Origin of the sequence: Pararhizobium sp. DWP3-4, from assembly GCF_049898205.1 — a bacterium.
In the GTDB taxonomy this organism is placed as follows: Bacteria; Pseudomonadota; Alphaproteobacteria; order Rhizobiales; family Rhizobiaceae; genus Pararhizobium.
This window is the reverse complement of sequence record NZ_JAFCXF010000014.1, coordinates 64,529-88,100: the sequence shown is the minus strand read 5'-3', so window position 1 is coordinate 88,100 and position 23,572 is coordinate 64,529. Positions and strand designations below refer to the sequence as shown.

The window sequence follows — 23,572 nt, the reverse complement described above, 5'->3', positions numbered from 1 at the left end:
GTCGGCAGATCGTTCGACAGAAGCCATTTGTTCTCGCGCTCGATCAGAGTTTTGTCACCGAGGCCGCCCGGCGTCACTTCCCGTGTCGTCATCATGATGTGGGCATGATGATTGCGAACGTCGCTCGCACCATGTGGAGAGTGCACGGCAAAATCCACCGCTGCGCCATACCGGTTCGCCAGTTCCTGCACAAAGGCCCGTGTCAGTGCAATCCGCTCGCTTGCCTGCAGTTCATGGGGAAGAGCAACTTCGAATTCACGAGCGACGCGAGCGTCCTTGCGGTTCTCGGCTTTCTCGGCTGCATTCCACAAAGCCGATCGATCCCGCGCCCATTCGGCATCCACACCGTCAGGAAGCACAATCTCCACATGCTCGACGCCCTGCTTGGCTCGAAAATCGTGGGTCAGGCCATCTCGCTCATTCGTCAGCTTTTCTGCAGCACGATAGGCGGCCGAAGCAACCGCGCTACGGCCGCCGCTCCTTGCAATCGGCTTCATGCTGCAATGGTAAATCGCCAAACGCGGTTTGCCTTCCCGATATGCAGATCGGCGACTTGAGTTGCGCAGCAACTCGTAAGTGCGCCCTTGGAACTTCTTTCGCTTCGCTCTCTTCGTAAGGGATTGCACCAGGCGCACCCATTGCAGGATCCTACAATGGTGCCGGTGCTGCGTTGTCTGTAGTCTTGCGACAAACAAGGAAGCGTCCATGACACAAACACGTCGAGCACCACTGGCGTTGCTGATTGACGACGCCGCCGCGCCCAGGATCATCCGCAGCCATTTGAGGGAGGTCACGCCGTTGGGATCACCCGTCGTCAAGCAGATCTACGGCGACTGGAGCACGCCAAACTTTAAAGGCTGGAAACTGAGCCTGCGCGATTTCGACATTCACCCCATCCAGCAGGGGGAGGCACAAGTATGATCCAGCCTCGTCTTGCATGGGCAGCATTCAAAACCATGACGCACTTAGCCCTTCGCGATCCGATCTGGGCTTTTGTCGGCTTGATCACGTTGCCGTTCCGGGCATGGAAGCGCTTCCTGCAGGGCGTTCTCGTTCTCATCGTCGTTCTCTACTGCGTCGGAATGGGTGGACGATTCATTTTAAACACGCTCGGCTTCGGGACCGGCACCATCCAGTTTATCGCTGTTGATCTGTTGACTTTGCTCATCCTGTTCCTGTTTGCCTTCCGCTTCCTCAGCGCGCCGATCATTCTGCGTTTCGGACATGAAGGTGATAGCGCAACGCACGGCTCGGCCCGTTTCGCTTCGGCCAACGAAGTGGTGCCGCTTGTTCAATCGCGAAGAGGCTTGCTGATCGGGCGGGATGGTAAGACCGGCAAGCTTCTGCGCTACGATGGACCCGCGCATTTGCTGACTATGGCGCCGACGCGAACCGGCAAGGGTGTCGCCACCGTCATCCCCAATCTGCTAACCGCCGATCGCTCCGTCATCTGCATCGATCCCAAGGGAGAGAATGCAATCATCACCGCTCGCGCCCGGCAAATGTTTGGGCCGGTATATGTGCTCGATCCCTTCGGCGTGACCGGAATCGCGTCCCATGCATTCAATCCTCTCGATGCGATCAAGCCTGACAATCTTGACGTCGCAGAGGATGCCAGCACGTTGGCGGACGCCTTGGTTTTCGACGAACCCGGCCAAGGTGGCGAAGCTCATTGGAACGAGGAAGCCAAGGCGCTGATCGCAGGTTTGATCCTGACGATCGTCAGTGACGAACCTGCTCACCGCAGGACGCTTGCAACGCTGCGGCAGTCTTTGACCCTGGCGCCAGACGCATTTGCGGCTCTGATGCGAAGGATGCAAGACAATGACAAGGCCGGTGGGCTGATTGCCCGGGCCGCTAACCGGCATCTTGGCAAATCCGATCGGGAAGCGGCCGGCGTATTGTCAGCCGCACAACGTCATACCCACTTCCTCGACAGCCCGCGCATGACGACTGTTCTTGGCCGCTCGGACTTTGTCTTCGCCGATCTCAAGGCGCAGACCGGAACAGTCTTTCTGGTGCTCCCGCCTGATCGTCTCAGCACCTATTCGCGGTGGCTGCGGCTACTCGTGACACAAAGCCTGACGGACATGGCAAGAATACAGACCACAGCGCGGATGACCGCCGTTTCGCATCTGCAGACGAGACCAGTCTTGTATCTTCTGGACGAGTTTGCAGCCCTTGGCCATCTTGCTCCGGTGGAGCGCGCTATGGGTTTGATGGCAGGCTACGGCGTCCAGCTCTGGCCAATCCTGCAGGATATCCATCAGCTGCGCGCCACCTATGGACAACGTGCAGGCACCTTCCTGTCGAATGCCGGCATTCTCCAGGTGTTTGGCGTCAACGATCACGACAGCGCCCGCCTGGTCTCCAATCTGCTCGGACACGAAACCGTCGTCTTCCAGACCATGGGGCGCACGCTTGATTCCGAACAGTCAGGAATTTCCTATAGCGAGCAGCACGTCGCCCGTTCCCTTCTGACGCCCGACGAAGTGCGTAACCTTCCGGCGCACGCGCAGCTGCTGTTTCTTGCCGGACAACGTCCTGTCGTAGCGGCCAAGCTGCGCTACTATACGGACCCGGAGTTCAAGGGAATGTTCGATTAGGATCGGCAGACGGCGCTCACGCGTCAAGGGCCAACGCAAACTCACCAGTGCAGCAACTTTAAGGTGCCAGGCCCGGGCGAACCAAAAGTGCATCCATCAACTTTGTGAATCGATTGGCGGCAATCGGTTCACAAGTCTCCTTGGACCGGCCACCCGCGATAATGCCGGAATGACCAATCAGACAGAGACACTCAGTGTCAGGCGCATCGACCCGTCCCGCAACATCGCACGCTACTATTGCCTGAACGTTCAGCAGGGCCTGTCGCAGATACGGCCGTGAGACGGACCTGCGACCGCATCGCGACCGCTGTGGCGACGAGCCAGAGGCGCGGACTTTTGGCGAGGCTTGCGACGCAGAACCTGCGCAAAGGCCATCGCGAACACCGATAGGTCTGTTCGCCAACGATGGCATTTGTAAACCATCGTCTTGCGAGGAGAGGAGGGTCCCGCCGTCGGCGGGGCCCTCGTTAGTGTTCAGTCCCGGTTCGTGCGGGACCAGATGAGGGAGAGGCCTTCCTCGCCTTCGACTTCGATCAGGGTTGCGTAGATCGGAGCCGGAAAGCTCGGGTCGTCGAGTGTGACGGAGAGGTAGTCGCGGCCCTCATTCGAGGTCTTCTTCCAGGCGGCGCCGAAAGCCACGCTTCCCGCAAGGATGCGGAAGTCTGGACCCTTCTCCGTGGTGCGTTCGACAGCGCGCACGGTTGCCTTGACGTTGAGGTTGAGGGTCTTGATGGTGCCGGAAAAGCCGTTGCCGGTAGCGGTGAAAGAGCCGATGGTTGCCATTGCCTTTATCCTTCTTAAGTCGTTCGAGCCGCGCCCATCGCGATCTCGATGGCTGTCGACCAGGCCGGGGACGAACGGTCCGCATCCGAAGGACCGAAACAAAGTGGAGGACGGCCAAGGGTGAGGCTTTCTTGCCCCGCGAGGAATGGGCGCTTGCGACCAGGGGAAGAAAACGAGCCGGCCGTTGCGGCTGCCGATCGAGCTGAGCTTGCGAGGCGATCCTCGGTCAGACATGCCCCATCGAGACCGCAATGGGCGCCAATGCCGGCAGATTAAGAAGGTGGGGCAATGGCATCATCTGGCGGCGATCGGCCAAAGCGTCCGGCGCCGTGCCCAAACCCCTGGCTCGTGCATGTCAGGCTTTGTTTGCCTCAAACCGCACCCCGACGGTGAAGCTCTGTTCCGGATACTCTCTCGGACGCGGCGATGAGGCACGCATTGAGGGGCCAAGCTCGGGGCGCATTATCGTGTACCCGTACAGCGCCACGAAACTGCAGGATCTCAGACGGTAAAAGTCACCAATCGCATAAGGTACGGGCTTTGCATATTTCGACATGGTCCAGCTGCCGGGTATCTGTGCACTCCGGCGTTGCTCGCCATGAACGGCGATGGGCGGCCGGGACTGATAAAACAAAAGCCCGTCAACTGGAAAAGTTGGCGGGCTTATTGCTGGGCAGACAGACTGGATCAGTGATCGCTGAACCGTAAACGAAACCTAACTAAACATGCCTAACAGATGGTTAATTCGCCGATGCGTGTCCATCTCAAATGAAAAGGACCCACTGAGAGGGTCAGTGGGTCTCAATTTCCGGGAAATAACATGTTTTGCTTCGTCTTTCGTGGGCATGCACTGCACTGCGCTGCACTTTGGCGATCCGATGAGTGACACTGCCTCGGACCAACCACAGGATGACTCCCCATCGTTAAGAAATAGTTAATGCTGTTTTAGCCATTCGTGCCAAGACTGGGCGAACTGGCCTCTGGGAGCAGAGCCGCTCAAGAATGAGCGGAGTTTGTAGAATGTCCCTAAGGCGGTTTCGACTAAAATTGATGACGCAGAGCGACCTGACGAGCGGCCCACATCTGTCGATACACTACTTGATCACAGTCGCCCGATGTCCGACGTCCCGCTGCACGCGGGACAAATGAAAAATGAGCATATCGGAGAACCGAGCATAGCGGTGGCTTAAGCCACGGTTCGGGAATTCGCGCATGCAACTTCGGTTCCCGGGGCAGCCGCAGGAGATTTAGCATCGCGCCGCCGGAACGGCGGAAATCGGGATCGACTGTCCCCAAAGTTGCATTCTATATGCTGCTCTATTTTGGCCAGCAGCGAGATCGGTGCAAACGCATCGTGGCCGGCTGTAAGCAATGTTGCGCGCCAGAAACCTTCCTTCAGGCTAGCATCAGAAATGCAAGCCGGCGAAATCTACATAGCAAACAGAAGCGACTTGGGAGCGGAGCGGAGCATAGGCATACGTTGTGTCGTAGGTGCAAATTGTTGCCCGCTCGGTGCAGGAGGTGCGCAAGGCGGGTAGTGCGTATCTCGAATCGGAATTTGCGGGGCCGTTGTGCAGTGGACCACACGAAATTCGACCGGCAGTCCTGAGGCGCGACTATACCACGGCGGATACTACGGTGTGAAAAAGCGACGATAAAACCTCGTCGCAGTATCGATTTCGATGAAGACGGTAAAACCGGAGCCATCTTACTCCCAGAACAACCTGTGCGGTTACAACATTTCTTCTGGTTAAAACCGCCCTCGCCACATATGCTTTCCACATGGATTCGAGCTATCCCCCAAAGCGTCCCATATCTTTGCCCGCGCCTGTCATACCTGGGTGGGTCACGTCTCGCGGCGCGGTGAGCGATGTCGATGTGGCATTCAAGGCGGGAGCGGCTTTGAGTTCGCTAGATCAGCTGGTGCGACTGGAGCCTGTTTGGTCCGGTTCCTGGCGCCAGCGCCTCGGGCTGAAATGTGCGGTGGCCGCTGTGCGGCTGATGGGCCGGACGGAGGACGAATCGGCGCTGCGTGATGCCGTTCTATTGCGTACGGCCGATGGCGACGCGGGACCGGCCGGCAATGTCTTTTTGGCCTATAAGAAATTGTCGGCGCATAGCACGCATAATTTTGAACCGCCGCATGCAAAAACACTGCGCGACATCGCAAATCTCTTCGCAATGAAATGGGACGATACGCTGGCGGATTTCTGTCAGCTCACCGGCGACTTGGCGCAGGATGGGCGCGCGGCACCTTTTGCCGTCGCTGAACTGGTGACGACAGTGTGCCGTCTTCGTCCGGACGCAGAAATTCTGGCCTGGTGGCTGGCGGACTGGGTTTTGGCGAAAAAACTCAACTGGCAAACGCCTGTTCCGCTCCTGATGGCGCAGCGTTATGATCCAGCGTTCCGGATGGCCGGGGGGAGGGGGCGCATAAAACCCGATGATGAGGCGTTTGCCCGATCAGTCTGCCTCGCTCTCGTTCAGGGGGCACGTGAGGCCTTGCGACAGGCGGTCGACATCAGTCGTCGTGCCGAGCAGTTCCTGGCCGTGGCACCAAAGGTACGGACCAAGGGCGCAGAAACAGTCATGCGGCAATTGTTGGCCGAGGATGCATTGTCGGCCTCCGCTACCAACGGCAATCTTTCACGTTGGGCCAGCCGCCGGTTGTTCGAGCGCCTGGAGACGCTGGGCGGTGTGCGGGAGCTGTCGGGACGCTCAACCTTCCGGATTTACGGCCTATGACCATGGCTGGATCGGATATTGCCCGGCCCGGGGGGCGCAGAAAGAAGGCGGCGGGGCAGGAGAACGTGTTGTTCGACCGCGAACTGGCTTCCCTGCCGCCGGCGCTCCGCTGGCGTGAGTGGATGAACCGCGTCGAGGCGGTGATTTTTGCCTCGGCTATTCCGGTTGATCGTGCGACACTTGCCCGGGTCGTTGGGCAGGAGTGTAATATCGACCTAATCATTGACGATATTCGCGAGGAATTGCGCGGCCGGCCGTTTGATCTGGTGGCTGTCGCGGGCGGTTGGCACCACAGGACAAGATCCTCCTATGCGCCTGCGATCTGGGCGTCAGGGACCACAACCCAGCCGATGGCGGGCTTCAATCAGCAAGAGGCCATAGTTCTAATCGCCATTGGCTACTTTCAGCCGGTCACGCGCGGCGAGTTGTCAACCATGTTTGGCAAGGAGGTCAGCCGCGACACAATTGCCAGCTTGCGCGAGGCCAAGCTGATAACCTCCGGCCCACGCAGCCCGACACCGGGCGCGCCTTATACATACGTCACGACGCCCGCATTCTTGTCGACGTTCGGCTTCGACACTCTGCGCGATCTGCCTGATATCGAGATGCTCGAGGACAGCGGATTGCTCAACCGGAGAAAAGTGGCTGATGATCCCGATATGAATGGCACAAGCCCCACCGAAGACGACGAAGATGATTGACCCCATTTTGGGTTCTTTTGCTCGGGAGCAAACTCGGTTCGCAGTCGCCACCCCCCATTGCGCGGCCTGCCCGCTGACCATGAACGATGTAACATCACTTTGAGAGAAGCCCGTGAAACCCATCCGTCTCCTGAGTTTGTTATTGGGCTGTGTGTCCCTTTTTCCGATCCCTGCACACGCAGACTGGCAGGCCGTCGAAAACGTTCAGGTTTACACCGTCGGCGGCAAGACGGGCGCGGAACTGTACGCCTCGATCGGCGGACGCGGGCCCAAGATTGGAAATGCCGGCCGCGCTGTTGCCGTTACCAATTTCAAGCTGACCTGGACCCGGAAATACGAGCCCAAGGGCAATTCTTGTGTTCTGGCTGTCGCGCGACCCAAGCTGATCATAACCTATGTTTTACCAAAACCGGCCGAGCGCTTGCCGGGACCGGTTGCGAAAAAATGGGAAACTTTCATATCAGGCGTGCATAAGCACGAGCTGGTGCATGGTGATCTCATCAAGGATATGGTGAAAAAGATCGAGGCCGTTTCCGTGGGCTTTACGGTAGCCAACGACCCGAAGTGCCAGAAGATCCGCACGGAACTGACCGCTCGCCTTGGTGAGCTATCGCGCTCCCAACGGCAACAGAGCCGAGATTTCGACCGGGCCGAACTCAGCAACGGCGGCAACATCCACCAGCTCGTCCTTGCCTTGATCAACGGGCAATAGAAGCAGTCGAAAAATAGGCCGCCTGCAAACAGTGCGGCGGTCATACTCCTGTTCGCGTCGAATGGTCGCTCTCGGGCACGACTGAAGACGTATTCCGTCGACGGAGCTCTTCGGCGTGCCCTCCCGCGTGTTCACAACTCAAGGACACAGCGGGTCCGGTTATGGATTTTTTCCTTGTTGAGCGGTGATGCAATTGGGGTTTATGAAAATGAATTTCATAAAACTGATAATTTTGCGGATTCCGGTTGACGAGTTTGAAAATCTGCCTCAGTCTGAGAAAATAAATTACGACAATAAACGGGGAATACCAGAAGAATGAAAGTTGGCATTATCGGACTCGGATTCCGTCTTGGCTATCTGGGTTATGTCTTCAAGGCTATGGACGAAAACTTCGAGATCGCGGGTTACGTCGATCCGAATCCGGCCGGTTTGCCCGGCCTTCTGGAAAAAGGCGTCTCTGCTGGTACTGCCTATGCGACCCCGCAAGACCTGATCGCCAACGAGAAGCTCGATCTCCTGATGATCGGCTCGCCCAATCACATGCACCTCGATCATATTCGCATTGGTTTGGAATCCGGTCTAAAAGTCTTCAGCGAAAAGCCGATCGTCACCACAGTTGAAGAGAGCATCGAACTCGCCCGTTTGATGGCGAAATACGGTCATGAGCGGCTGATGGTCGGCCTCGTGCTGCGCTATGCGCCGATGTACCGCGACCTCCGTGCCGCTCAGGCTGCCGGCACACTTGGGCAGATCGTCTCGATCGAGGCGTCCGAACATATCGAACCCTATCATGGCGCCTTCTTCATGCGCGACTGGCGCCGCTACGAGCGCTATTCCGGCAGTTTCATGCTGGAAAAGTGCTGCCACGATCTCGATCTCTATAATGGCATTATCGGCGCACGGCCGGAGCGGGTCGCAAGCTTCGGAGGCCGCAAGAGCTTCACGCCCGAAAATGATCCGGCCCGCGAAGGCATCAATGACCTTGAGCTTTTCCATCGCAAGCCGAGCGGCTGGATGGGCTCCGACAAGGTGTTCGACAGCGATGGCGATATCATCGACTATCAGGTGGCGATCGTCGAATATGCCAATGGTGTCGGCATGAACTTTCATACCAATTTGAATGTGCCTGATCAGTTTCGCCGCTTCTGCATCATGGGGTCGCGCGGCATGGCGGAGGGTGATTTCATCCGCGGCTATTTCGACGTGCATGAAATGTTCACCGGCAAGAAGGTCGTCGAAAACAAGTATGCTGCGACAGCGCTGTCGCAGCATTACGGCGCCGACGAGCAGATGGCCACCGACATTATCGGGCATGTCCGCGATGGACGCGCGCTGCCGGTCTCGACGATCGATGCACTGGAGGCGGGCATTCTGGCGCTATCCATGGACGAGGCGCGCCGCAAGCGCACCGTCGTCGATCTGCGGCCAGTCTGGGATCGCTTTGACGAGGCGCTCCACACCCGTGCGGCATAGGGAGGGCGCAAGATGAACGCTCAGCGCAGCACTCTCATCTTCGCCTGGATGCTTCTGCTGCCAGCCGTTCTCTACGTCGTCGTGATCGTTGCCTATCCGCTATTGGACACGTTCATCCTGTCGTTCACCGACGCTTCGTTGAAGAAGACGACCAACTGGGTTGGCTGGATCAACTACGAGAAGATTTTCAACACCACCTTTGCCGAGGTCATCATCCGCACGTTCGTGTGGACCTTCTTCTCGGTGGCGATCAAGATGATCATCGGCGTCTTCGGCGCCTGCATGCTGAATGCCGCTGTTCCTGGCCGGGCCTTGTTCCGCGTGCTGACCATGCCGCCATGGATCGTCCCGATGGCTATCGGCATCTTCATGTGGGGCTGGATGTATAACGGCCAGTTCGGCATGATTTCCGGAGTCTTGCAGAACTGGGGCATCATCGACGGTCCCATCGCATTCCTTGCCCGTGGATCGACCGCATTCTGGGCGACGATCATCACCGACGTCTGGATCGGCGTACCGCTGGTGACGCTCTATATGCTGGCGGCGATGCAGGCCGTGCCGCAGGATCTCTATGAGGCTGCCTGGACCGATGGGGCAGGGCGCTTCTACCGCTTCCGCCGCATTACCCTGCCGCTGCTTATCCCCTCACTGATCACCATGTCGATGCTGTCGTTGATCGCCACGTTCAACTCGTTCGACATCATCTGGATCCTGACGCAGGGCGGGCCGAACGGTGAAACGACAACGATGATCATCGATACCTACCGTACGGCAATCGGTTCGAAGAAATATGGCGAAGGTGCTGCGCGGGCTGTGCTGATCTGCATCTTCCTGTCGATTTTCTGCCTGGCCTATTTCCGGGTGACCAGCCGGCTTTCCGCGGGAGAATCCAACCGATGAGCACACAACCCGCCATGATCAACCGTTACCGCTGGTACGAGCTGATAAGCATCTATGCCGGCATCTTCCTCTTCCTGACCTTTATCCTGGCGCCGTTCGTCGAAGGCTTTCTCGTATCGCTGAAACCGCTCGGACTTCTGTTTTCCTCTCCCTACAAGTTCTGGCCGGAAAACGGGTCGTTCGCCGCCTACCGGACGATGTGGGTGAGCGTGCCGGGTTTTGCCCGTTATATCTTCAACTCGTTCTTCATCTCGATCATCGTCACCGCGATCGTCCTGATCCTAGTCGTGCCTGCGTCTTACGCATTCGCCCGGTTCACCTTTCGCGGCAGCGGACTTCTGCTCGGCGCGTTTCTAGCGGTCAACATGTTTTCGGGCGCTGTCCTGCTCATCCCGCTGTTTCGCCTGATGCGCACGCTCGGTGTTCTGAACACCTATTTCGCCATGATCGTGCCGGGGGTTGCCTTCCTCATTCCGTCGGCCATCTGGCTGTTGCGCACCTACATGATGCGTATTCCACGCGAGCTGGATGAGGCGGCCTTCGTCGATGGTGCCAGCCATTTCTATACGCTGCGCCGGGTCATCCTCCCCATCGCCATGCCCGGCATCACCGTCGTAGCGATCACGACCTTCATCGGGTCCTACGCTCAGCAATTCATCTTCGCGCTGACCTTCAACTCGAAGACCGAATACATGCCGTTGCCGGTTGGGCTGTTTGCCTATTTCGGCCGGCAGGAAGTGATCTGGAACGAGTTGATGGCGGCGAGCTTCGTCGGCATCACCCCGGCCATCATCGTGATCTTCTTCCTACAACGCTATCTCGTCAGCGGGCTGACCGCCGGCGCGGTGAAACAATAAAAGCAATCAACCACCAGAGAAACGGGAGCTTCAAACGTGTCAATTCAACTCAAAACGGGGATTCTCGCCCTTGCGCTGCTCGGCTCGACCGCGCTGGGCGCCATGACCGCCCACGCGGCCGATCAGGAGATCAGCTGGATCTATTGCGGCGACGTGATGGACCCGGTTCACGAGAAGTACATCAAGCAGTGGGAAGAAAAGAACCCCGGCTGGAAGGTTACGCCTGAAGTTGTCGGCTGGGCGCAGTGCCAGGACAAGGCGACGACGCTTGCGGTTGCCGGCACACCGGTCGCAATGGCCTATGTCGGCTCGCGCACGCTGAAGGAATTCGCCCAGAACGATCTCATCGTTCCGGTGCCGATGACCGAAGACGAGAAGAAAAGCTACTATCCTCACATCACCGATACCGTAACGTTCGACGATAATCAGTGGGGCGTTCCGGTCGCATTTTCGACGAAGGCACTCTACTGGAACAAGGACCTGTTCAAGCAGGCTGGCCTTGATCCTGAAACGCCACCGAAGACCTGGGCCGAAGAGATCGCCTTCGCCAAGCAGATCAAGGAAAAGACCGGCATTGCCGGCTACGGCCTGCCTGCCAAGACCTTCGACAACACCATGCATCAGTTCATGCATTGGGTTTACACCAACAATGGCAAGGTCATCGACGGCGACAAAATCGTCATCGACAGCCCGGAAGTTCTTGCAGCCCTTCAGGCCTACAAGGACATCACGCCCTATTCGGTCGAAGGTGCCACGGCCTACGAGCAAAACGAGATGCGAGCCATCTTCCTCGACGGCAAGGTCGGCATGCTCCAGTCTGGTTCGGGTGCTGCTGTCCGTCTCAAGGAGACCAAGGTCAACTGGGGCGTTGCGCCGCTGCCGCTTGGTCCGGCTGCCAAGGGTGAAGGCACTCTGCTGATCACCGACAGCCTGGCGATCTTCAAGGGCTCCGGCGTTGAGGAGAAGGCAATCGAATTTGCAAAATTCATCACGTCGCCCGGTCCGCAGGGCGAATATGAATTGCAGGGCGGCGCTGGCCTGACCCCGCTGCGCCCATCGCCGATGGTCGATGAATTCGTCAAGAAAGACCCCTACTGGAAGCCGTTCATCGATGGCATCACCTATGGTGGTCCGGAGCCGCTGTTCACTGACTATAAGGGCTTCCAGAACGTCATCATCGAAATGGTTCAGGCCGTTGTCACGGACAAGGCCGAACCCGCGGATGCCCTGAAGAAAGCTGCTGCCGATCTCGAGCAGTACAAATAAGACCATCGGACCGCGAACCGGTATCTAGGTTCGCGGTCCACTCCTTTTCTGCTACGAACGGGCCGCTTTTCGCCGGCGGCCGGAGACAGTTTCTTGGGACAGCTCAATCTCAACAAGGTTCAGAAATTCTACGGGACGTTCGAAGTGCTGAAAGGCATCGAACTGGAGGTCCGCAACGGCGAATTCGTCGTTTTCGTCGGCCCATCCGGTTGCGGCAAGTCGACATTGCTGCGCATGATCGCCGGTCTCGACGAGACAAGCTCGGGTGACATCATGATTGATGGCAAGCGCGTCAACGACTTGGCGCCCGTCAAGCGCGGCATCGCCATGGTGTTTCAGTCCTACGCGCTCTATCCACATATGACCGTGTTCGAGAACATCGCATTTCCGCTGCGCGTCGAAAAGATGCAGGAAGACAAGCTGAAGGCGAAAGTCGAGAATGCCGCACGCATTCTTCATCTCGATCAGCGGCTCCAGCAGAAGCCTGGAATGCTGTCCGGCGGCCAGCGCCAGCGCGTGGCCATCGGCCGGGCGATCGTGCGTGAGCCCAAGATCTTCCTGTTCGACGAGCCGCTCTCCAACCTCGACGCCGCCCTGCGCGCCGATATGCGCATCGAACTGGCGAAACTGCACAAGCAGTTGAAGGCAACGATGATCTACGTCACCCACGATCAGGTCGAGGCGATGACGATGGCGGACCGGATCGTCGTGCTCAATGCCGGTGAGATTTCCCAGACAGGAGCGCCGCTCGAACTCTATCACAAGCCGGCCAACATGTTCGTTGCAGGTTTCATCGGCAATCCGCGGATGAACATGCTGCCGGTCATGTGCAAGGCGGTGAGCGATGCCGGTGTCGAGATCGAATTCAAGGGCCAATCAGCGACGATACCCGTGAGCGGCCGGGCCGATCTTGTCGGCCAGCCGCTGACGCTCGGTATTCGCCCGGAGCACATTCAGTTCGGTAAGGCCGATCTGTCGATGAGCTTGACGCCTTCAGTGATCGAACGGCTTGGCGCCCAGACTGTTGCCTATGCGTCGCTTGACGGTGAAAGCGAGAATTTCTGTGCGATGCTGCCAGGCAGCGCACCGATCCGGACTGACGAGACGGTTCCGATCGGTATTGGGGCTGCAGATTGCCATTTGTTCGAAGCTGCCGGCATAGCGCTTGAGCGGCGGGTGGAACTCACCGATATCGACGTTGGCCTGTTGAAAATCGCCGGCGGCTGACGTCGCGGCGGTCTACCAAACGTCTTTGAATGCAAAAGGGACGCCGATGGGCGTCCCTTTTGTTTTTGCAGTTGGTTCACCGTCGGCGGAGGACGTGTTCGGCGAACTCACGCCGATCCCAGCTCCAGATTATGCGGGTTCTCCACCATCGGCCAAATATCGCGCGGTGCCCGGCGATAGGGCGTACGGGCAGGATTGTTCGGGTAGGGTGTTCCTGCCGAACAATAGAGGATTTCGGCCGCGATCAGCGCGAAGGATGCGTAGAAGTGATTGGTCGACTTGATGACCAGGATTTTCTTCGATGTAGGGTCTATGCCCATCACCGAAAACAGGCTTGGGTCAAAGCTCTGCGCCCGGGTGGAGTTGAGGATGATGTCGATGCCACTAAGATGGATATGTGCAGCATCACCAAAGGGTGCGTAGCTTTCGCCGAAGCGCATTTCCGCGTTGCGCACCAGCTTTATGATTTTGACGATGCCATCGATCGGATTGCCGGTACCTGGGGCCGATTTTGCGCCGAAACGGAGCCGGATCTCGGCACCTTCCCCGGCTGCCATGCAGATCTGCACCGCCATCGGATCCCAGATCGTCCCGACGGCCGTGTCCTTAGCGCCCTGTGCCAGAAGCTCGGCTAAAAGCACCGTTGCATCACCCGCCGTGCCGCCACCGGGATTGTCCCAAACGTCGGCGATCACCACGGGTTTGCTGGTCGCGGCGCGCGCGCGGGCAACCGCCTGCGTCTCGTCGATCTGCGGCATCATGAACGTGCCGCGCTTGGAGAAAAGCTCAAGACCGAGATCACGGGCAAGGGCTTCCCCCTTTTCGGGCTTGCTATCGGTGACGACGAGCATTTTCGTGCCCATCTCAGGCACGTCTCCGGCCATGAAGCCGTGGATGACTGAGATGGACAGGATATCGGAGTCTTCGGCTTCCATCCCCATGATCTTGTCGATGAACGAGCGCATCGGATCGCGCGACGTCGGGTAGACGTCGATCATCCGGCAATCGAACACCGACATCACAGGCTTGACGCGGCCGGCCAGCGTATCGAGCGCGATGCGCCAGAGGTCTTCGGCGCGATCGACAAAGTCCGTATGCGGAAATTCCTTGAAGTAGACGAAGAAATCCGCAGCTTCGCGACGCTTGGCGGTCAAGTGGCTGTGCGGATCGAGTTCAGCGCAGACGAGAATGTTAGGACCGACAATCTCGCGGACACGAGTTAGAAAATCGCCCTCAGTATCCTCATAGCCATTGGCGACCATCGCACCATGAAGTCCGAGCACCACGGCATCCACCGGCAGTGCTGCGCGCAGCTGGTCGAGGATTTCGTCGCGCAAGCCCTCATAGGTCAGGCGATTGACGAGACCGGCCGGATCGGCCCAGGTAGCTGTGCCCTCGATCAGCTCGAAACCCTTTTCCGCGGCAAGCCGGCGGCCGACCGTAATCGGCGCCGAACAGAGCGTCGGTGTTTCCGGATGCTCGCCCGGCGGGGCATAGAGCGACGCCTCGAAGGCGCGGCGATCGACGCAGATCGGTGAGAATGTATTGGTCTCGGTCGCCAGGACGGCGGTGAAAATGCGCAATGCCTTTGCCTCGTTCTAGCCGCTCAGGTCGCGCCCATCGGATTGGGTAGATATCCCGTGAAGCCGCAGATTTTCCAGTGCCCTTGATGAAGACGGCAGTAATAGAGCGTCTGCCACTTGAGAATATCGACGCTGCCGTCCGACTTTTTCAGGCTGCCGTCAAACTTTTTGCGGACAAGTGCCATGTCGCCTTCGATCTCGATGTCTTCGAGCGTCGTGGTGGTGAAAATGGCATTTCGGGTGTCTTCGGCGAAAGATTGCTGGGAAAAATCCTCGGCCTGGCGCAGCCACTCGTCGCGATAGGCCGTCAGGCAAGGAAAAGCCAGGCGCCATTTGTCGGGGCTGGTCTCACGCTTGGCATCAATGCCGATGAAGCCTTCCTCGACAAAATCACCGGCGACCTTCGTCCAGTCGGCGGCAAGAAAGGCATCAATGTCGCGCTCGACCAGCATCTGCCAGATCGCGTGACGGGCGGCATCGGAAGAAGGGAAAGGATTGCGGAAGGGATCGCGCACGATTGCTCCGTGGATTGAAATTCTTTTCATAAATAGCGATTTTCTCTGGTCAAATTCCGCTTTCTATGGTCATTTGTCAACGGATCAAGAAAATAATTTGCAAGGACGGGGCGAATGTCCATTACACGTTATGGCACCGTACAGGCGGGCGCAGGCGGCAAACCGCTGCCTTTCGCGCGCGCGGTAGAGGCGGATGGCTGGCTTTATGTATCCGGCCAGGTTGCAATGGATAGCGGCGAAATCATCGAGGGCGGCATCATCCCGCAGACGCACAGAACGATCGCCAATCTGCTGGCTATCCTGAAGGAGGCCAATTACGGACCCGAGCATATCGTTCGCGTCGGGGTCTGGCTTGATGATCCCCGCGACTTCTGGACCTTCAACAAGATTTATCAGGACTATTTCGGCGAGCATCCACCCGCACGCGCCTGCGTGCAGGCGTCGATGATGGTCGATTGCAAGGTCGAGATCGACTGCGTCGCCTACAAGGAAAAGACGTCCTAAGATTCAGACGATACGGAAACGGGTAGACACCAGGTGAGAATCGTATGCCAGATCGCAGCATTGCCGCGGTTTCAGGAAGCCTCTTCAAGGCGGCCTGGCAATTTCATTGAGGGTGCTGTCTGATGGATATTTTCTCGACACTTCAGGAAGAAAAAGGGCGACTTTCGCCGGCCGAAGGCCGCATTGCCGAAATATTGCTGACTGATTTCGAGTTTGCGGTGAATGCCTCGATCATCGAGCTGGCGGGCAAGGCGGATGTATCCCCGCCGACCGTCACACGCTTCTGCCGCCGGTTGGGCTGCGACAGCTTTTCCGACTTCAAGGTGCAACTGGCCCGCACCGCGTATGTCGGCATGCGCTACCTCAAGCCCGAACCGAAAAGCCGGGAGCCGGCCGATGTGGCGCAGGATATCGTCTCCAAGGCGCAGAATGCGCTGTTCATGCTGCATCGCAGCCTCGATCTTGCCGCGATCGAGCAGGCGACCGAAAAGCTGGCCGGCGCCAATATGATCTATGCGTTCGGCTCCGGCGGCAATTCCTCGATGATCGCCAGCGAATTGCAGAACCGCCTGTTTCGCCTGGGGCTGCGCATTACCGCAAGTTCCGATCACAGCATGCAGATGATGATGGCGGCTGCCGCCCGGCCCGGCGACGTCGTCATCGGGTCGTCGTTCTCCGGGCGCAACGCAGAACTCGTCCGATCCTTCACGCTCGCCCGCGACCAGAATGTGACGACCATCGCGCTGACGCAGAGCGGCAGTCCCGTTGCTCGCGCCGCCGATATCACCGTACCGGTTGATCTGCCTGAAGGTACCAATATCTATCGCCCGACATCGACCCGCATCGCCTATGTCGCACTCCTCGATATCCTGGCCAGTCTTGTTGCCTACCACATCCAGCCACAGGCGACGGTGACGTTGCGGCGCATCAAGCAGCAGCTTGTCGCCCATCGCGACGGCGACGACCGCCAGCTTCTCGGGGATTGATTTCACCATGCTCACAAGGGGACCCGTCATGACTTCATCGGTTGCAATCGTAACGGGGGCTGCTGGAGACATCGGCCGGGCGATTGCCCGCCGTCTTGGCGAAGATCATGATGTCGTGCTGATGCCGGACCTGGATGGCGAAGCTGTTGAACGGGCAGCGGCAAGCCTTAGCAATCCCGCCAAGTTTGTTGCCCTGACCTGCGATATCACCGATGTGGCAAGTGTCGCCGCGATGGCGGCGCGGGCGGCGGAACTCGGCACGGTTCGAACGCTTGTCAACAATGCAGGTGCTGCGCGCGCTGTCAGCCTGCATGACACGACGCCGGAAATCTGGCGCATGGACAGTGTCCTCAACCTTGAGGCCGCCTTCCTCTGCTTTCGTGCTGTCGAAGATGCGTTGAAGCAAAGTCAAGGTTCGGTGATCAACATCGCCTCGGTGAATGGAACCAACGTCTTCGGCCATCCCGCCTATAGTGCGGCCAAGGCCGGCCTGCTGCACCTGACAAAACTGATCGCTGTCGAATACGGCAAGTACGGCATTCGGGCAAACGCGGTCTCGCCGGGCACAGTGCGTACCCAAGCATGGGAAGTCCGCGCCGCCGCCAATCCGAATGTATTCGAGGACGCAAGACGCTGGTATCCACTGCAACGGATCGCCAGTCCGGATGACGTGGCCAATGCCGTCGGCTTTCTCGCCAGTCCGCTGGCGTCCGCCATCTCCGGCGTTTGCCTGCCGGTCGATTGCGGCCTAACGGCAGGGCAGGCCGAGCTTGCACGCACCTTTTCCCAATCCGAAAACTACTAGAAACAGAGGAACGGACATGCAATCGGCGTTCTATCGTCTTGAAAGCGCGTGGCATCCGCAGGGCGGTCCGCACGGCCGCTTTATTTTCAGCCTGTTCAACCTATCGGACAAAGCCATTGAAGGCTTTACCATCGTCTATACTTCGTTGACGCGGGTGATCGACAAGACGGCCTGCGAGAACGCTGTCTTCGTCAAGCGAAACGCCAACTATCATGAATTTGCACCGCCGGCAGGTTTTGTGCTTGCGCCGGGCGCATCCTGGACGTTCACCGTCAGCGGCCTGCACCGCAAGGCCGTGCATTGCACCGACGGGGCGAAATCCGCCTATGTGACACTCGCTGATGGCCGCCATGTACCGGTCGCAGTGTCGGACCTTCTGCTCGAGGGGCGGACCAGCGAGCCGCCGCCGGTGCTGTTGCCGGAAGGCAAGCTCGGTCTGCCGTTTGCGCTGCAGCCGTGGCCCCGCCAGATCAATGCTGTGCCCGGCGATGCTTTCCCGGTTTGCCTCTATCCCGCGCCCGGCGCCTCGATCGAGGACCTCAAGGCGATCGATACCGTGATCGGACTGTTCCGCCGCCTGTTCGAAGCCGACCATGCGCCGCTCAGCCTGACCGCGAACAGTCAGGGTAGGGCGCTGCACCTGACGCAGGATGCATCGCTGCCGGCGGAAGGCTACGCGCTGGCCTTTTCGTCGGAAGCCATAACGCTTAGCTATGGCGGAACCGACGGTCGGCAATATGCTTTGACGTCGCTGGCACAGCTTCTGAACGGCGCCCGCCGTGAGCCGGGGAAATTCCGGTTTCCGGTCTCAGGCACAATTTCGGATGCGCCGCGCTATGGCTGGCGTGGCTGCCATCTCGACGTCTCCCGGCAGTTCTACCCGGTGGCCTATGTGGCGCGGCTCATCGATATCCTCGCCTGGTTCAAGCTCAATATATTCCACTGGCACCTGACCGACGACGAGGCGTGGCGGCTGGAGATCAAGGCCTATCCTGAACTGACCACGGTCGGCGTTGTCCGCAGCCCGGATGGTCCGTTGTTGCCGCAGCTCGGCAATGGGGCGGAGCCTGTCGGCGGGTTCTATAGCCAGGATGATGTTCGCACGCTGGTCGCGCATGCGCAGACGCTCAGTGTCGAGATCATTCCGGAGATCGATGTTCCCGGCCACAACTCGGCGACACTGGTCGCCCTGCGTGACCTGTCCGATGGCCAGGAAGCACCGGAAAGCTATCATTCCGTCCAGGGCTATCCGAACAACGCGCTCAACCCGGCCGTGCCGTTCACCTATGAGTTTCTCGGAAAAGTCTTCGATGAAATGATCGGGCTTTTCCCATCGGCCTATATCCATATCGGCGGCGACGAAGTGGCGAATGGGGCTTGGCTCGCGTCGCCGCTGGCCCGCAAGCTGATGGAAAAGGAAGGCATCGAAGGCACGTTTGCTCTGCAGTCCTATTTCCTGAGGCAGATCAAGGAGATGCTGACCCAGCGCGGCAAGAAGCTGGCCGGTTGGAACGAGGTCGCCCACGGGGGCGGTGTCGACACAGCGGAAACGCTGCTGATGGCCTGGGAAAAGCCCGAAGTCGGCATTGAACTTGCCCGCGAAGGCTATGACGTGGTGATGACGCCGGGGCAGGCCTATTATCTCGATATGGTGCAGGGGGAAGAGTGGCAGGAGCCGGGCGCCAGCTGGGCCGGTACCGTGCCACCCGCCCACACCTATGGCTACGAGGCGGAGGGTGACTTCCCCGAGGAGCTGAAAGACCGGATGAAGGGCGTGCAGGCCTGCATCTGGTGCGAGCACTACCTGTCGCGCGGTTATTTCAACCGTCTGGTCTTCCCGCGTCTTCCGGCGATCGCCGAAGCTGCATGGACGCCGAAAAGTCAAAAGAACTGGCTCCGTTTCGCGGCCATCGTCCCGCTCAGTCCGAAGCTGTAACAGCCGATATCATGGGGAAAACATTGCGCATCGCCGTCGGTGGTATCCACACAGAATGCAGCACCTATTCGCCGGTCCTGATGACTGCCGAAGATTTTCGCGTGTTGCGCGATGCCGAACTGCTCGGCGCTGAGTATTTCAATTTCCTCGCTGCCGCCGGGATAGAACATGTGCCATTGCTGCATGCCCGCGCCGTGCCGGGCGGTCCGGTGTCGCGCAAAGCCTATGAGGCGTTCAAGGCGGAGTTCCTTGAAAGACTGCAGGCGGCATTGCCGATCGACGGGCTTTATCTGGCCATGCATGGCGCGATCAATGTCGAGGGCATGGACGACGCCGAGGGCGATTGGATTTCCGCCGCCCGCGCGGTCGTCGGGCCGGATTGCCCGATTGCGGCGAGTTATGATCTGCATGGCAATGTCAGCCAGAGGATCATCGATCAGCTCGATATCTTCGCCGCCTATCGCACCGCGCCGCACATCGATGTGCGCGAAACCATGGTGCGGGCTTGGTCCATGCTGGTCGAGACGCTGCGTACGGGCAATCGCCCGGGTGTTGCTTGGGCCAAGGTTCCGCTACTCTTGCCCGGTGAATGCACCTCCACAGAAGATGAGCCCGCAAAGTCGATCTATCTCAGCCTTCCGGCACTCGATGCCCAGCCGGGCATTCTCGATGCCAACCTGATGATCGGCTATGTCTGGGCCGATGAACCGCGCGCAACTGCCTGCGCCGTCGTGACAGGAACGGACAGGCAAGCCGCGTCGAAAGCGGCCAAGGAAATCGCACAACAATACTGGAACGCGCGTGAATATTTCGGTTTTGGGCCGGTTACCGGACCGTTGGAGGAGATGCTCGATATTGCTGCGGTGGCTGAGACATCGCCCGTCATTCTCGCTGATTCCGCCGATAATCCGACCGGTGGCGGGGTTGGCGACCGTGCCGACGTGCTGCGCGCCCTGATCGCCCGCGACTGGCAAGGCGCGCTTCTTGCCGGGATCACCGACCGTCCGGCGGTCGAGGCCTGCTTCGCTGCGGGTGAGGATGCCTCGCTTGCTCTGAGGATCGGCGGTAGTCTCGACCCGGCCAGCGTTCCGGCGGAGGTGACCGCAACAGTCCTGCGTCTGGAAGACACCGGTGCGGTAGCGGACCGTCAGTCCGTCGTCGGTGTTGGTGGTATCGAGATCGTACTGGCCGCACGCCGCCGTCCCTATCACAATATCGAGGATTTCCGGCGGCTGGGTCTCGATCCGAAGGCAGTGCGGTTGCTGGTGGTCAAGTCAGGCTATCTGTCGCCGGACCTGGCGCCGATTGCCAATCCGAACCTGATGGCGCTGACGGAGGGCGTCGTCAATCAGGATATCGCCAATCTGTCGAGCCTTCGCAGGGCAAGGCCGGTCTTTCCCTTCGACCGTGATTTCGACTATGCGCCCGCAGCAGCATTGTCGGCGCGCTGGCGGGAATGACGCCGGCTAGGATACTTATCCCTACATCTTCGTCCGGAATTTCTGGACGGACTTTGACCTCCTTTCCGGTATTCTCATCATGACATCAACGCTGTCGATCGCCTTCCGCCACCCCGTGGTCCGGCTGAGCATGATCGCGATCTTCATGTTTGGCTTCACCGGGGCTGCGACGGCGCCCTATCAGTCGGTGATCGGCATCACCGAGCTCGGCTTGAGCAACAGCTTCTATTCCATCCTGATTTTCGCGGCTGCTGCCGTCAACGTCATTGTCAGCCTCTGGGTCGGCGTGCTTGCTGATCGTATCGGCAATTACCGGATCTTGCTTATGACAGTCATGTCGTTCGGGGTCTTCGGTTATGGCCTCGTCTTTGCCGTACCGGTCCCCGCCAGCTTCGTGTTCTGCACGCTGGTCATGCTGCCGGTCTACAATTCGATGACGTCGCTGTTGTTTGCCAACGTACGCGCCATTGCCAATGCGGAGGGCGGCCGCGATGCGGCGGCGATCAATTCCGGGGTGCGCGCCGCCATCTCGGTTGCCTGGGTTCTGGTACCGGGCCTCGTGGCTCTGGTTCTGGTCGGGCGCGGCAGCATGCTGCCGGCCTATCTGCTTGCCTGCCTCGGATGCATCGTCAATCTCGTGCTGGTTTTCTTCAAGTTGCCGGCCGCCGATGGGCCGCCGCCGGCAAAAAGCCATCGCCATTCCTATCTTGCATCATTTGGCGAAGTTCTCGCGCCAAGCGTCTTCGTCCGCCTGATGGCGATCTCGTTGATCACCTCGACCCTTCATGTCAACGCGGCAGTTCAGCCGCTGATCATAACAGGTGCCGCTGGTGGTAGCGTGACGGACATCGGCGTGGTCGTCGGCATCGTCGCGTTTCTCGAAGTCGTGTTCATTTTCGTCTGGGCTCGCATCCAGGTTCACATGCATGCGGTAACGGCGCTTGCAATCGGCGCTGGGCTTTATGCGGTCTATCTCACGCTCCTGGGTCTTGCCTCCGCCCCCTGGCATGTCTATGCCCTGACGCTGCTCAGCGCCTTTGCCGCGGCGGCCCTCATCAGTATCCCGATCACCTATATCCAGGACCTCATCGCCGACCGCCCGGGTCTCGGCAGTTCGCTCATCTCGGTGAACCTGTTCCTGAGCGGCGGATTGAGCGCCATCCTGTTTGCAATCGGCACCCGCTACAGCGACTATTCGGGCACGTCGATGCTCGGCGCGCTAGCAGGAACGATTGGTCTCGGCCTGATGCTCTATCTCGATGGTCGCAGGCGAGGCGCAAGCCCTAGCCCAAGGTAAGACGGGCGGCGACGATGCCGCCTCCGTCGTTTCCCGCGAACGCACAAAGGCTTTGCGCCCGCAGGTGCCGGGAGCTGCGGGACACATGACTTCCATCTCGTCATGTGTCGAGGTGCCGTTGTCGCAGAAGCCTACCTACGGCTCCGTGCATCATCGCGACTTAACTAACGGTTGGCACCGGGATGCCTTTTGCTTTCATCGCGCCCAGGCGCTACCCATCGAGATGACAGTCCTGATTTCGTGATGAAGAGGCATGGTAATGATCAATTTCCGGCAACTTGAAGTGCTCAAGACCCTGCTTGCGACGGGATCGACGATCGCAACGGCGAAAAGCATGGGATTGAGCCAGTCGGGCGTCAGCCGACTGCTTGCGCAGCTGGAATCCGACCTGTCGCTCAATCTCTTCGCGCGCGACAAGGGGCGGCTTATACCAACGCCGGAGGCAACCATTCTCGCCCGCGACGCCGAGAATATCCTGCTGGGGTTGAACCGGTTCTCCGGCCTGGCGGAAGACCTGCGAAGCGGTGCAACAGGCCCCGAGGTCGTCCGCATCGGGTTGCCGAGCAGCATGTGGGAAGATTTCGCGCCGGCGATGCTGATGGACTATGCAAAAGAATTTCCAAGCGTGCGCATCGAAACTTTCTTCGAAACGACGACGGCGATCACCCGGCTGGTCGAACAACGGGTGATCGATTTCGGCTTCCTGCGCTACGAAGGAGAGGTGGGGCCGGCCATCGAGATGGAGCCGGTGGCAAATGGCGTCAGCGTCTGCGTGATTCCGGAAAACCATACACTGGCGGAATTCAAGCAAATTACCCCGAAGGACCTGCGCAACATTCCGCTGATCCTGATCGGCCGGCAGCGGCCGACACGCATGCTGCTCGACCAGACGTTCAAGCGGGCCGGCGTGAAGCAGAACGTCAAGATCGAGACCCATACCAACAGTTCGGCTTGCGCCTACGCCGCCCACGGTCTCGGCATCGCCATCATCAGCAGTTTTTACGCCAATCTCTACCGGCATCTGCGAATCGTCCAGCGTCCTTTCATTCCGATCTCCAAGCAGGAGTTTGGTCTCGCAAAACCTGCCGGCGTTCCGCCCTCGCTTGCGGCGCAAGCTTTGATGGATGCGCTCAAGCGTCAAATCGCGCTGTCGCAGGCGCTACGCTAACTGGTTTTGCCCGTTGCGCTTTCCGGATATCAGGCGCAGAGCGGACGG

At 59.1% G+C, this 23,572-nt stretch carries 21 protein-coding genes; 17 read left to right on the top strand and 4 right to left on the bottom strand.

Annotated features, from left to right (window positions below):
• Positions 1–518 (bottom strand): MobQ family relaxase (gene mobQ, locus ACP7E6_RS25955; RefSeq protein WP_426232575.1); only part of this gene is annotated, 518 nt, incomplete at its 3' end.
• A 187-nt stretch (positions 519–705) separates the two neighbouring features.
• On the opposite strand from mobQ, the gene ACP7E6_RS25950 reads away from it, so the two are divergent.
• Together ACP7E6_RS25950 and ACP7E6_RS25945 are read left to right on the top strand one after the other, a co-directional pair.
• Positions 706–921: a hypothetical protein gene (locus ACP7E6_RS25950; protein ID WP_426232570.1), complete on the top strand. Its 216-nt coding sequence runs from the start codon at positions 706–708 to the stop codon at positions 919–921.
• On the top strand, positions 918–2,606 hold the full coding sequence (locus tag ACP7E6_RS25945) for a type IV secretory system conjugative DNA transfer family protein (RefSeq protein WP_426232569.1): 1,689 nt from the start codon (positions 918–920) through the stop codon (positions 2,604–2,606). Before ACP7E6_RS25950 ends, ACP7E6_RS25945 begins: the two co-directional genes overlap by 4 nt.
• Positions 2,607–3,080: 474 nt before the next feature.
• On the opposite strand, the gene ACP7E6_RS25940 is transcribed toward ACP7E6_RS25945, so the two are convergent.
• Positions 3,081–3,389, bottom strand: coding sequence for a DUF736 domain-containing protein (locus tag ACP7E6_RS25940; RefSeq protein ID WP_426232568.1), 309 nt, complete (start codon positions 3,387–3,389; stop codon positions 3,081–3,083).
• A gap of 1,863 nt (positions 3,390–5,252) precedes the next feature.
• Between ACP7E6_RS25940 and ACP7E6_RS25935 the strand changes: the two genes are divergently transcribed.
• The 8 genes from ACP7E6_RS25935 (at position 5,253) to ACP7E6_RS25900 (ending at position 13,270) form a co-directional block, all read left to right on the top strand.
• The gene (locus tag ACP7E6_RS25935) at positions 5,253–6,134 is read left to right on the top strand and encodes a DUF1403 family protein (RefSeq protein WP_426232567.1); all 882 of its coding nucleotides are present in this window, start codon (positions 5,253–5,255) and stop codon (positions 6,132–6,134) included.
• A gap of 2 nt (positions 6,135–6,136) precedes the next feature.
• Positions 6,137–6,835, top strand: coding sequence for an SMC-Scp complex subunit ScpB (scpB, locus tag ACP7E6_RS25930; protein WP_426232574.1), 699 nt, complete (start codon positions 6,137–6,139; stop codon positions 6,833–6,835).
• A gap of 112 nt (positions 6,836–6,947) precedes the next feature.
• Positions 6,948–7,547, top strand: a complete 600-nt coding sequence (locus ACP7E6_RS25925) for a DUF922 domain-containing Zn-dependent protease (RefSeq protein ID WP_426232566.1) — start codon at positions 6,948–6,950, stop codon at positions 7,545–7,547.
• Positions 7,548–7,862: 315 nt separating this feature from the next.
• Complete coding sequence (locus tag ACP7E6_RS25920) at positions 7,863–9,020, top strand: Gfo/Idh/MocA family protein (RefSeq protein WP_426232565.1); 1,158 nt, start codon at positions 7,863–7,865, stop codon at positions 9,018–9,020.
• A gap of 12 nt (positions 9,021–9,032) precedes the next feature.
• On the top strand, positions 9,033–9,920 hold the full coding sequence (locus tag ACP7E6_RS25915) for a carbohydrate ABC transporter permease (protein WP_426232564.1): 888 nt from the start codon (positions 9,033–9,035) through the stop codon (positions 9,918–9,920).
• Positions 9,917–10,777 (top strand): carbohydrate ABC transporter permease, encoded by an 861-nt coding sequence (locus ACP7E6_RS25910; RefSeq protein WP_426232563.1) that lies wholly within the window; start codon positions 9,917–9,919, stop codon positions 10,775–10,777. Before ACP7E6_RS25915 ends, ACP7E6_RS25910 begins: the two co-directional genes overlap by 4 nt.
• A 36-nt stretch (positions 10,778–10,813) precedes the next feature.
• Entirely contained in the window at positions 10,814–12,043 is a 1,230-nt protein-coding gene (locus ACP7E6_RS25905) for an ABC transporter substrate-binding protein (protein WP_426232562.1), read from the top strand.
• A gap of 93 nt (positions 12,044–12,136) precedes the next feature.
• On the top strand, positions 12,137–13,270 hold the full coding sequence (locus ACP7E6_RS25900) for an ABC transporter ATP-binding protein (RefSeq protein ID WP_426232561.1): 1,134 nt from the start codon (positions 12,137–12,139) through the stop codon (positions 13,268–13,270).
• Positions 13,271–13,377: 107 nt separating this feature from the next.
• Here the strand turns inward: ACP7E6_RS25900 and ACP7E6_RS25895 are convergent, their stop codons facing one another.
• The gene (locus tag ACP7E6_RS25895) at positions 13,378–14,853 is read right to left on the bottom strand and encodes a M81 family metallopeptidase (RefSeq protein ID WP_426232560.1); all 1,476 of its coding nucleotides are present in this window, start codon (positions 14,851–14,853) and stop codon (positions 13,378–13,380) included.
• Between the two features lie 23 nt (positions 14,854–14,876).
• Positions 14,877–15,368 carry a hypothetical protein gene (locus tag ACP7E6_RS25890; protein WP_426232573.1) on the bottom strand — a complete coding sequence of 164 codons (492 nt, stop codon included), beginning with the start codon at positions 15,366–15,368 and terminating at the stop codon, positions 14,877–14,879.
• Between the two features lie 114 nt (positions 15,369–15,482).
• Between ACP7E6_RS25890 and ACP7E6_RS25885 the strand changes: the two genes are divergently transcribed.
• The 7 genes from ACP7E6_RS25885 (at position 15,483) to ACP7E6_RS25855 (ending at position 23,524) form a co-directional block, all read left to right on the top strand.
• Positions 15,483–15,872, top strand: coding sequence for a RidA family protein (locus ACP7E6_RS25885; RefSeq protein WP_426232559.1), 390 nt, complete (start codon positions 15,483–15,485; stop codon positions 15,870–15,872).
• A gap of 122 nt (positions 15,873–15,994) precedes the next feature.
• Positions 15,995–16,858 carry a MurR/RpiR family transcriptional regulator gene (locus ACP7E6_RS25880; RefSeq protein ID WP_426232558.1) on the top strand — a complete coding sequence of 288 codons (864 nt, stop codon included), beginning with the start codon at positions 15,995–15,997 and terminating at the stop codon, positions 16,856–16,858.
• Between the two features lie 28 nt (positions 16,859–16,886).
• On the top strand, positions 16,887–17,663 hold the full coding sequence (locus tag ACP7E6_RS25875; RefSeq protein WP_426232557.1) for an SDR family oxidoreductase: 777 nt from the start codon (positions 16,887–16,889) through the stop codon (positions 17,661–17,663).
• Between the two features lie 16 nt (positions 17,664–17,679).
• Positions 17,680–19,599 carry a beta-N-acetylhexosaminidase gene (locus ACP7E6_RS25870; protein WP_426232556.1) on the top strand — a complete coding sequence of 640 codons (1,920 nt, stop codon included), beginning with the start codon at positions 17,680–17,682 and terminating at the stop codon, positions 19,597–19,599.
• Between the two features lie 23 nt (positions 19,600–19,622).
• Positions 19,623–21,059, top strand: coding sequence for a M81 family metallopeptidase (locus tag ACP7E6_RS25865; protein WP_426232555.1), 1,437 nt, complete (start codon positions 19,623–19,625; stop codon positions 21,057–21,059).
• Between the two features lie 79 nt (positions 21,060–21,138).
• Positions 21,139–22,356, top strand: a complete 1,218-nt coding sequence (locus tag ACP7E6_RS25860) for an MFS transporter (RefSeq protein WP_426232554.1) — start codon at positions 21,139–21,141, stop codon at positions 22,354–22,356.
• A 262-nt stretch (positions 22,357–22,618) separates the two neighbouring features.
• A complete protein-coding gene (locus ACP7E6_RS25855) occupies positions 22,619–23,524 on the top strand; it encodes a LysR family transcriptional regulator (RefSeq protein ID WP_426232572.1) in 906 nt (301 codons plus the stop codon).
• Positions 23,525–23,572: the final 48 nt, after the last annotated feature.

Bases quoted from the DNA above. Each gene is read 5' to 3' on its own strand.
- ACP7E6_RS25950 (WP_426232570.1), top strand. From the start codon at position 706: ATGACACAAACACGTCGAGCACCACTGGCGTTGCTGATTGACGACGCC.
- ACP7E6_RS25875 (WP_426232557.1), top strand. From the start codon at position 16,887: ATGACTTCATCGGTTGCAATCGTAACGGGGGCTGCTGGAGACATCGGC.
- ACP7E6_RS25915 (WP_426232564.1), top strand. From the start codon at position 9,033: ATGAACGCTCAGCGCAGCACTCTCATCTTCGCCTGGATGCTTCTGCTG.
- ACP7E6_RS25940 (WP_426232568.1), bottom strand. From the start codon at position 3,389: ATGGCAACCATCGGCTCTTTCACCGCTACCGGCAACGGCTTTTCCGGC.
- ACP7E6_RS25910 (WP_426232563.1), top strand. From the start codon at position 9,917: ATGAGCACACAACCCGCCATGATCAACCGTTACCGCTGGTACGAGCTG.
- ACP7E6_RS25920 (WP_426232565.1), top strand. From the start codon at position 7,863: ATGAAAGTTGGCATTATCGGACTCGGATTCCGTCTTGGCTATCTGGGT.
- ACP7E6_RS25860 (WP_426232554.1), top strand. From the start codon at position 21,139: ATGACATCAACGCTGTCGATCGCCTTCCGCCACCCCGTGGTCCGGCTG.
- scpB (WP_426232574.1), top strand. From the start codon at position 6,137: ATGGCTGGATCGGATATTGCCCGGCCCGGGGGGCGCAGAAAGAAGGCG.
- ACP7E6_RS25880 (WP_426232558.1), top strand. From the start codon at position 15,995: ATGGATATTTTCTCGACACTTCAGGAAGAAAAAGGGCGACTTTCGCCG.
- ACP7E6_RS25870 (WP_426232556.1), top strand. From the start codon at position 17,680: ATGCAATCGGCGTTCTATCGTCTTGAAAGCGCGTGGCATCCGCAGGGC.
- ACP7E6_RS25885 (WP_426232559.1), top strand. From the start codon at position 15,483: ATGTCCATTACACGTTATGGCACCGTACAGGCGGGCGCAGGCGGCAAA.
- ACP7E6_RS25945 (WP_426232569.1), top strand. From the start codon at position 918: ATGATCCAGCCTCGTCTTGCATGGGCAGCATTCAAAACCATGACGCAC.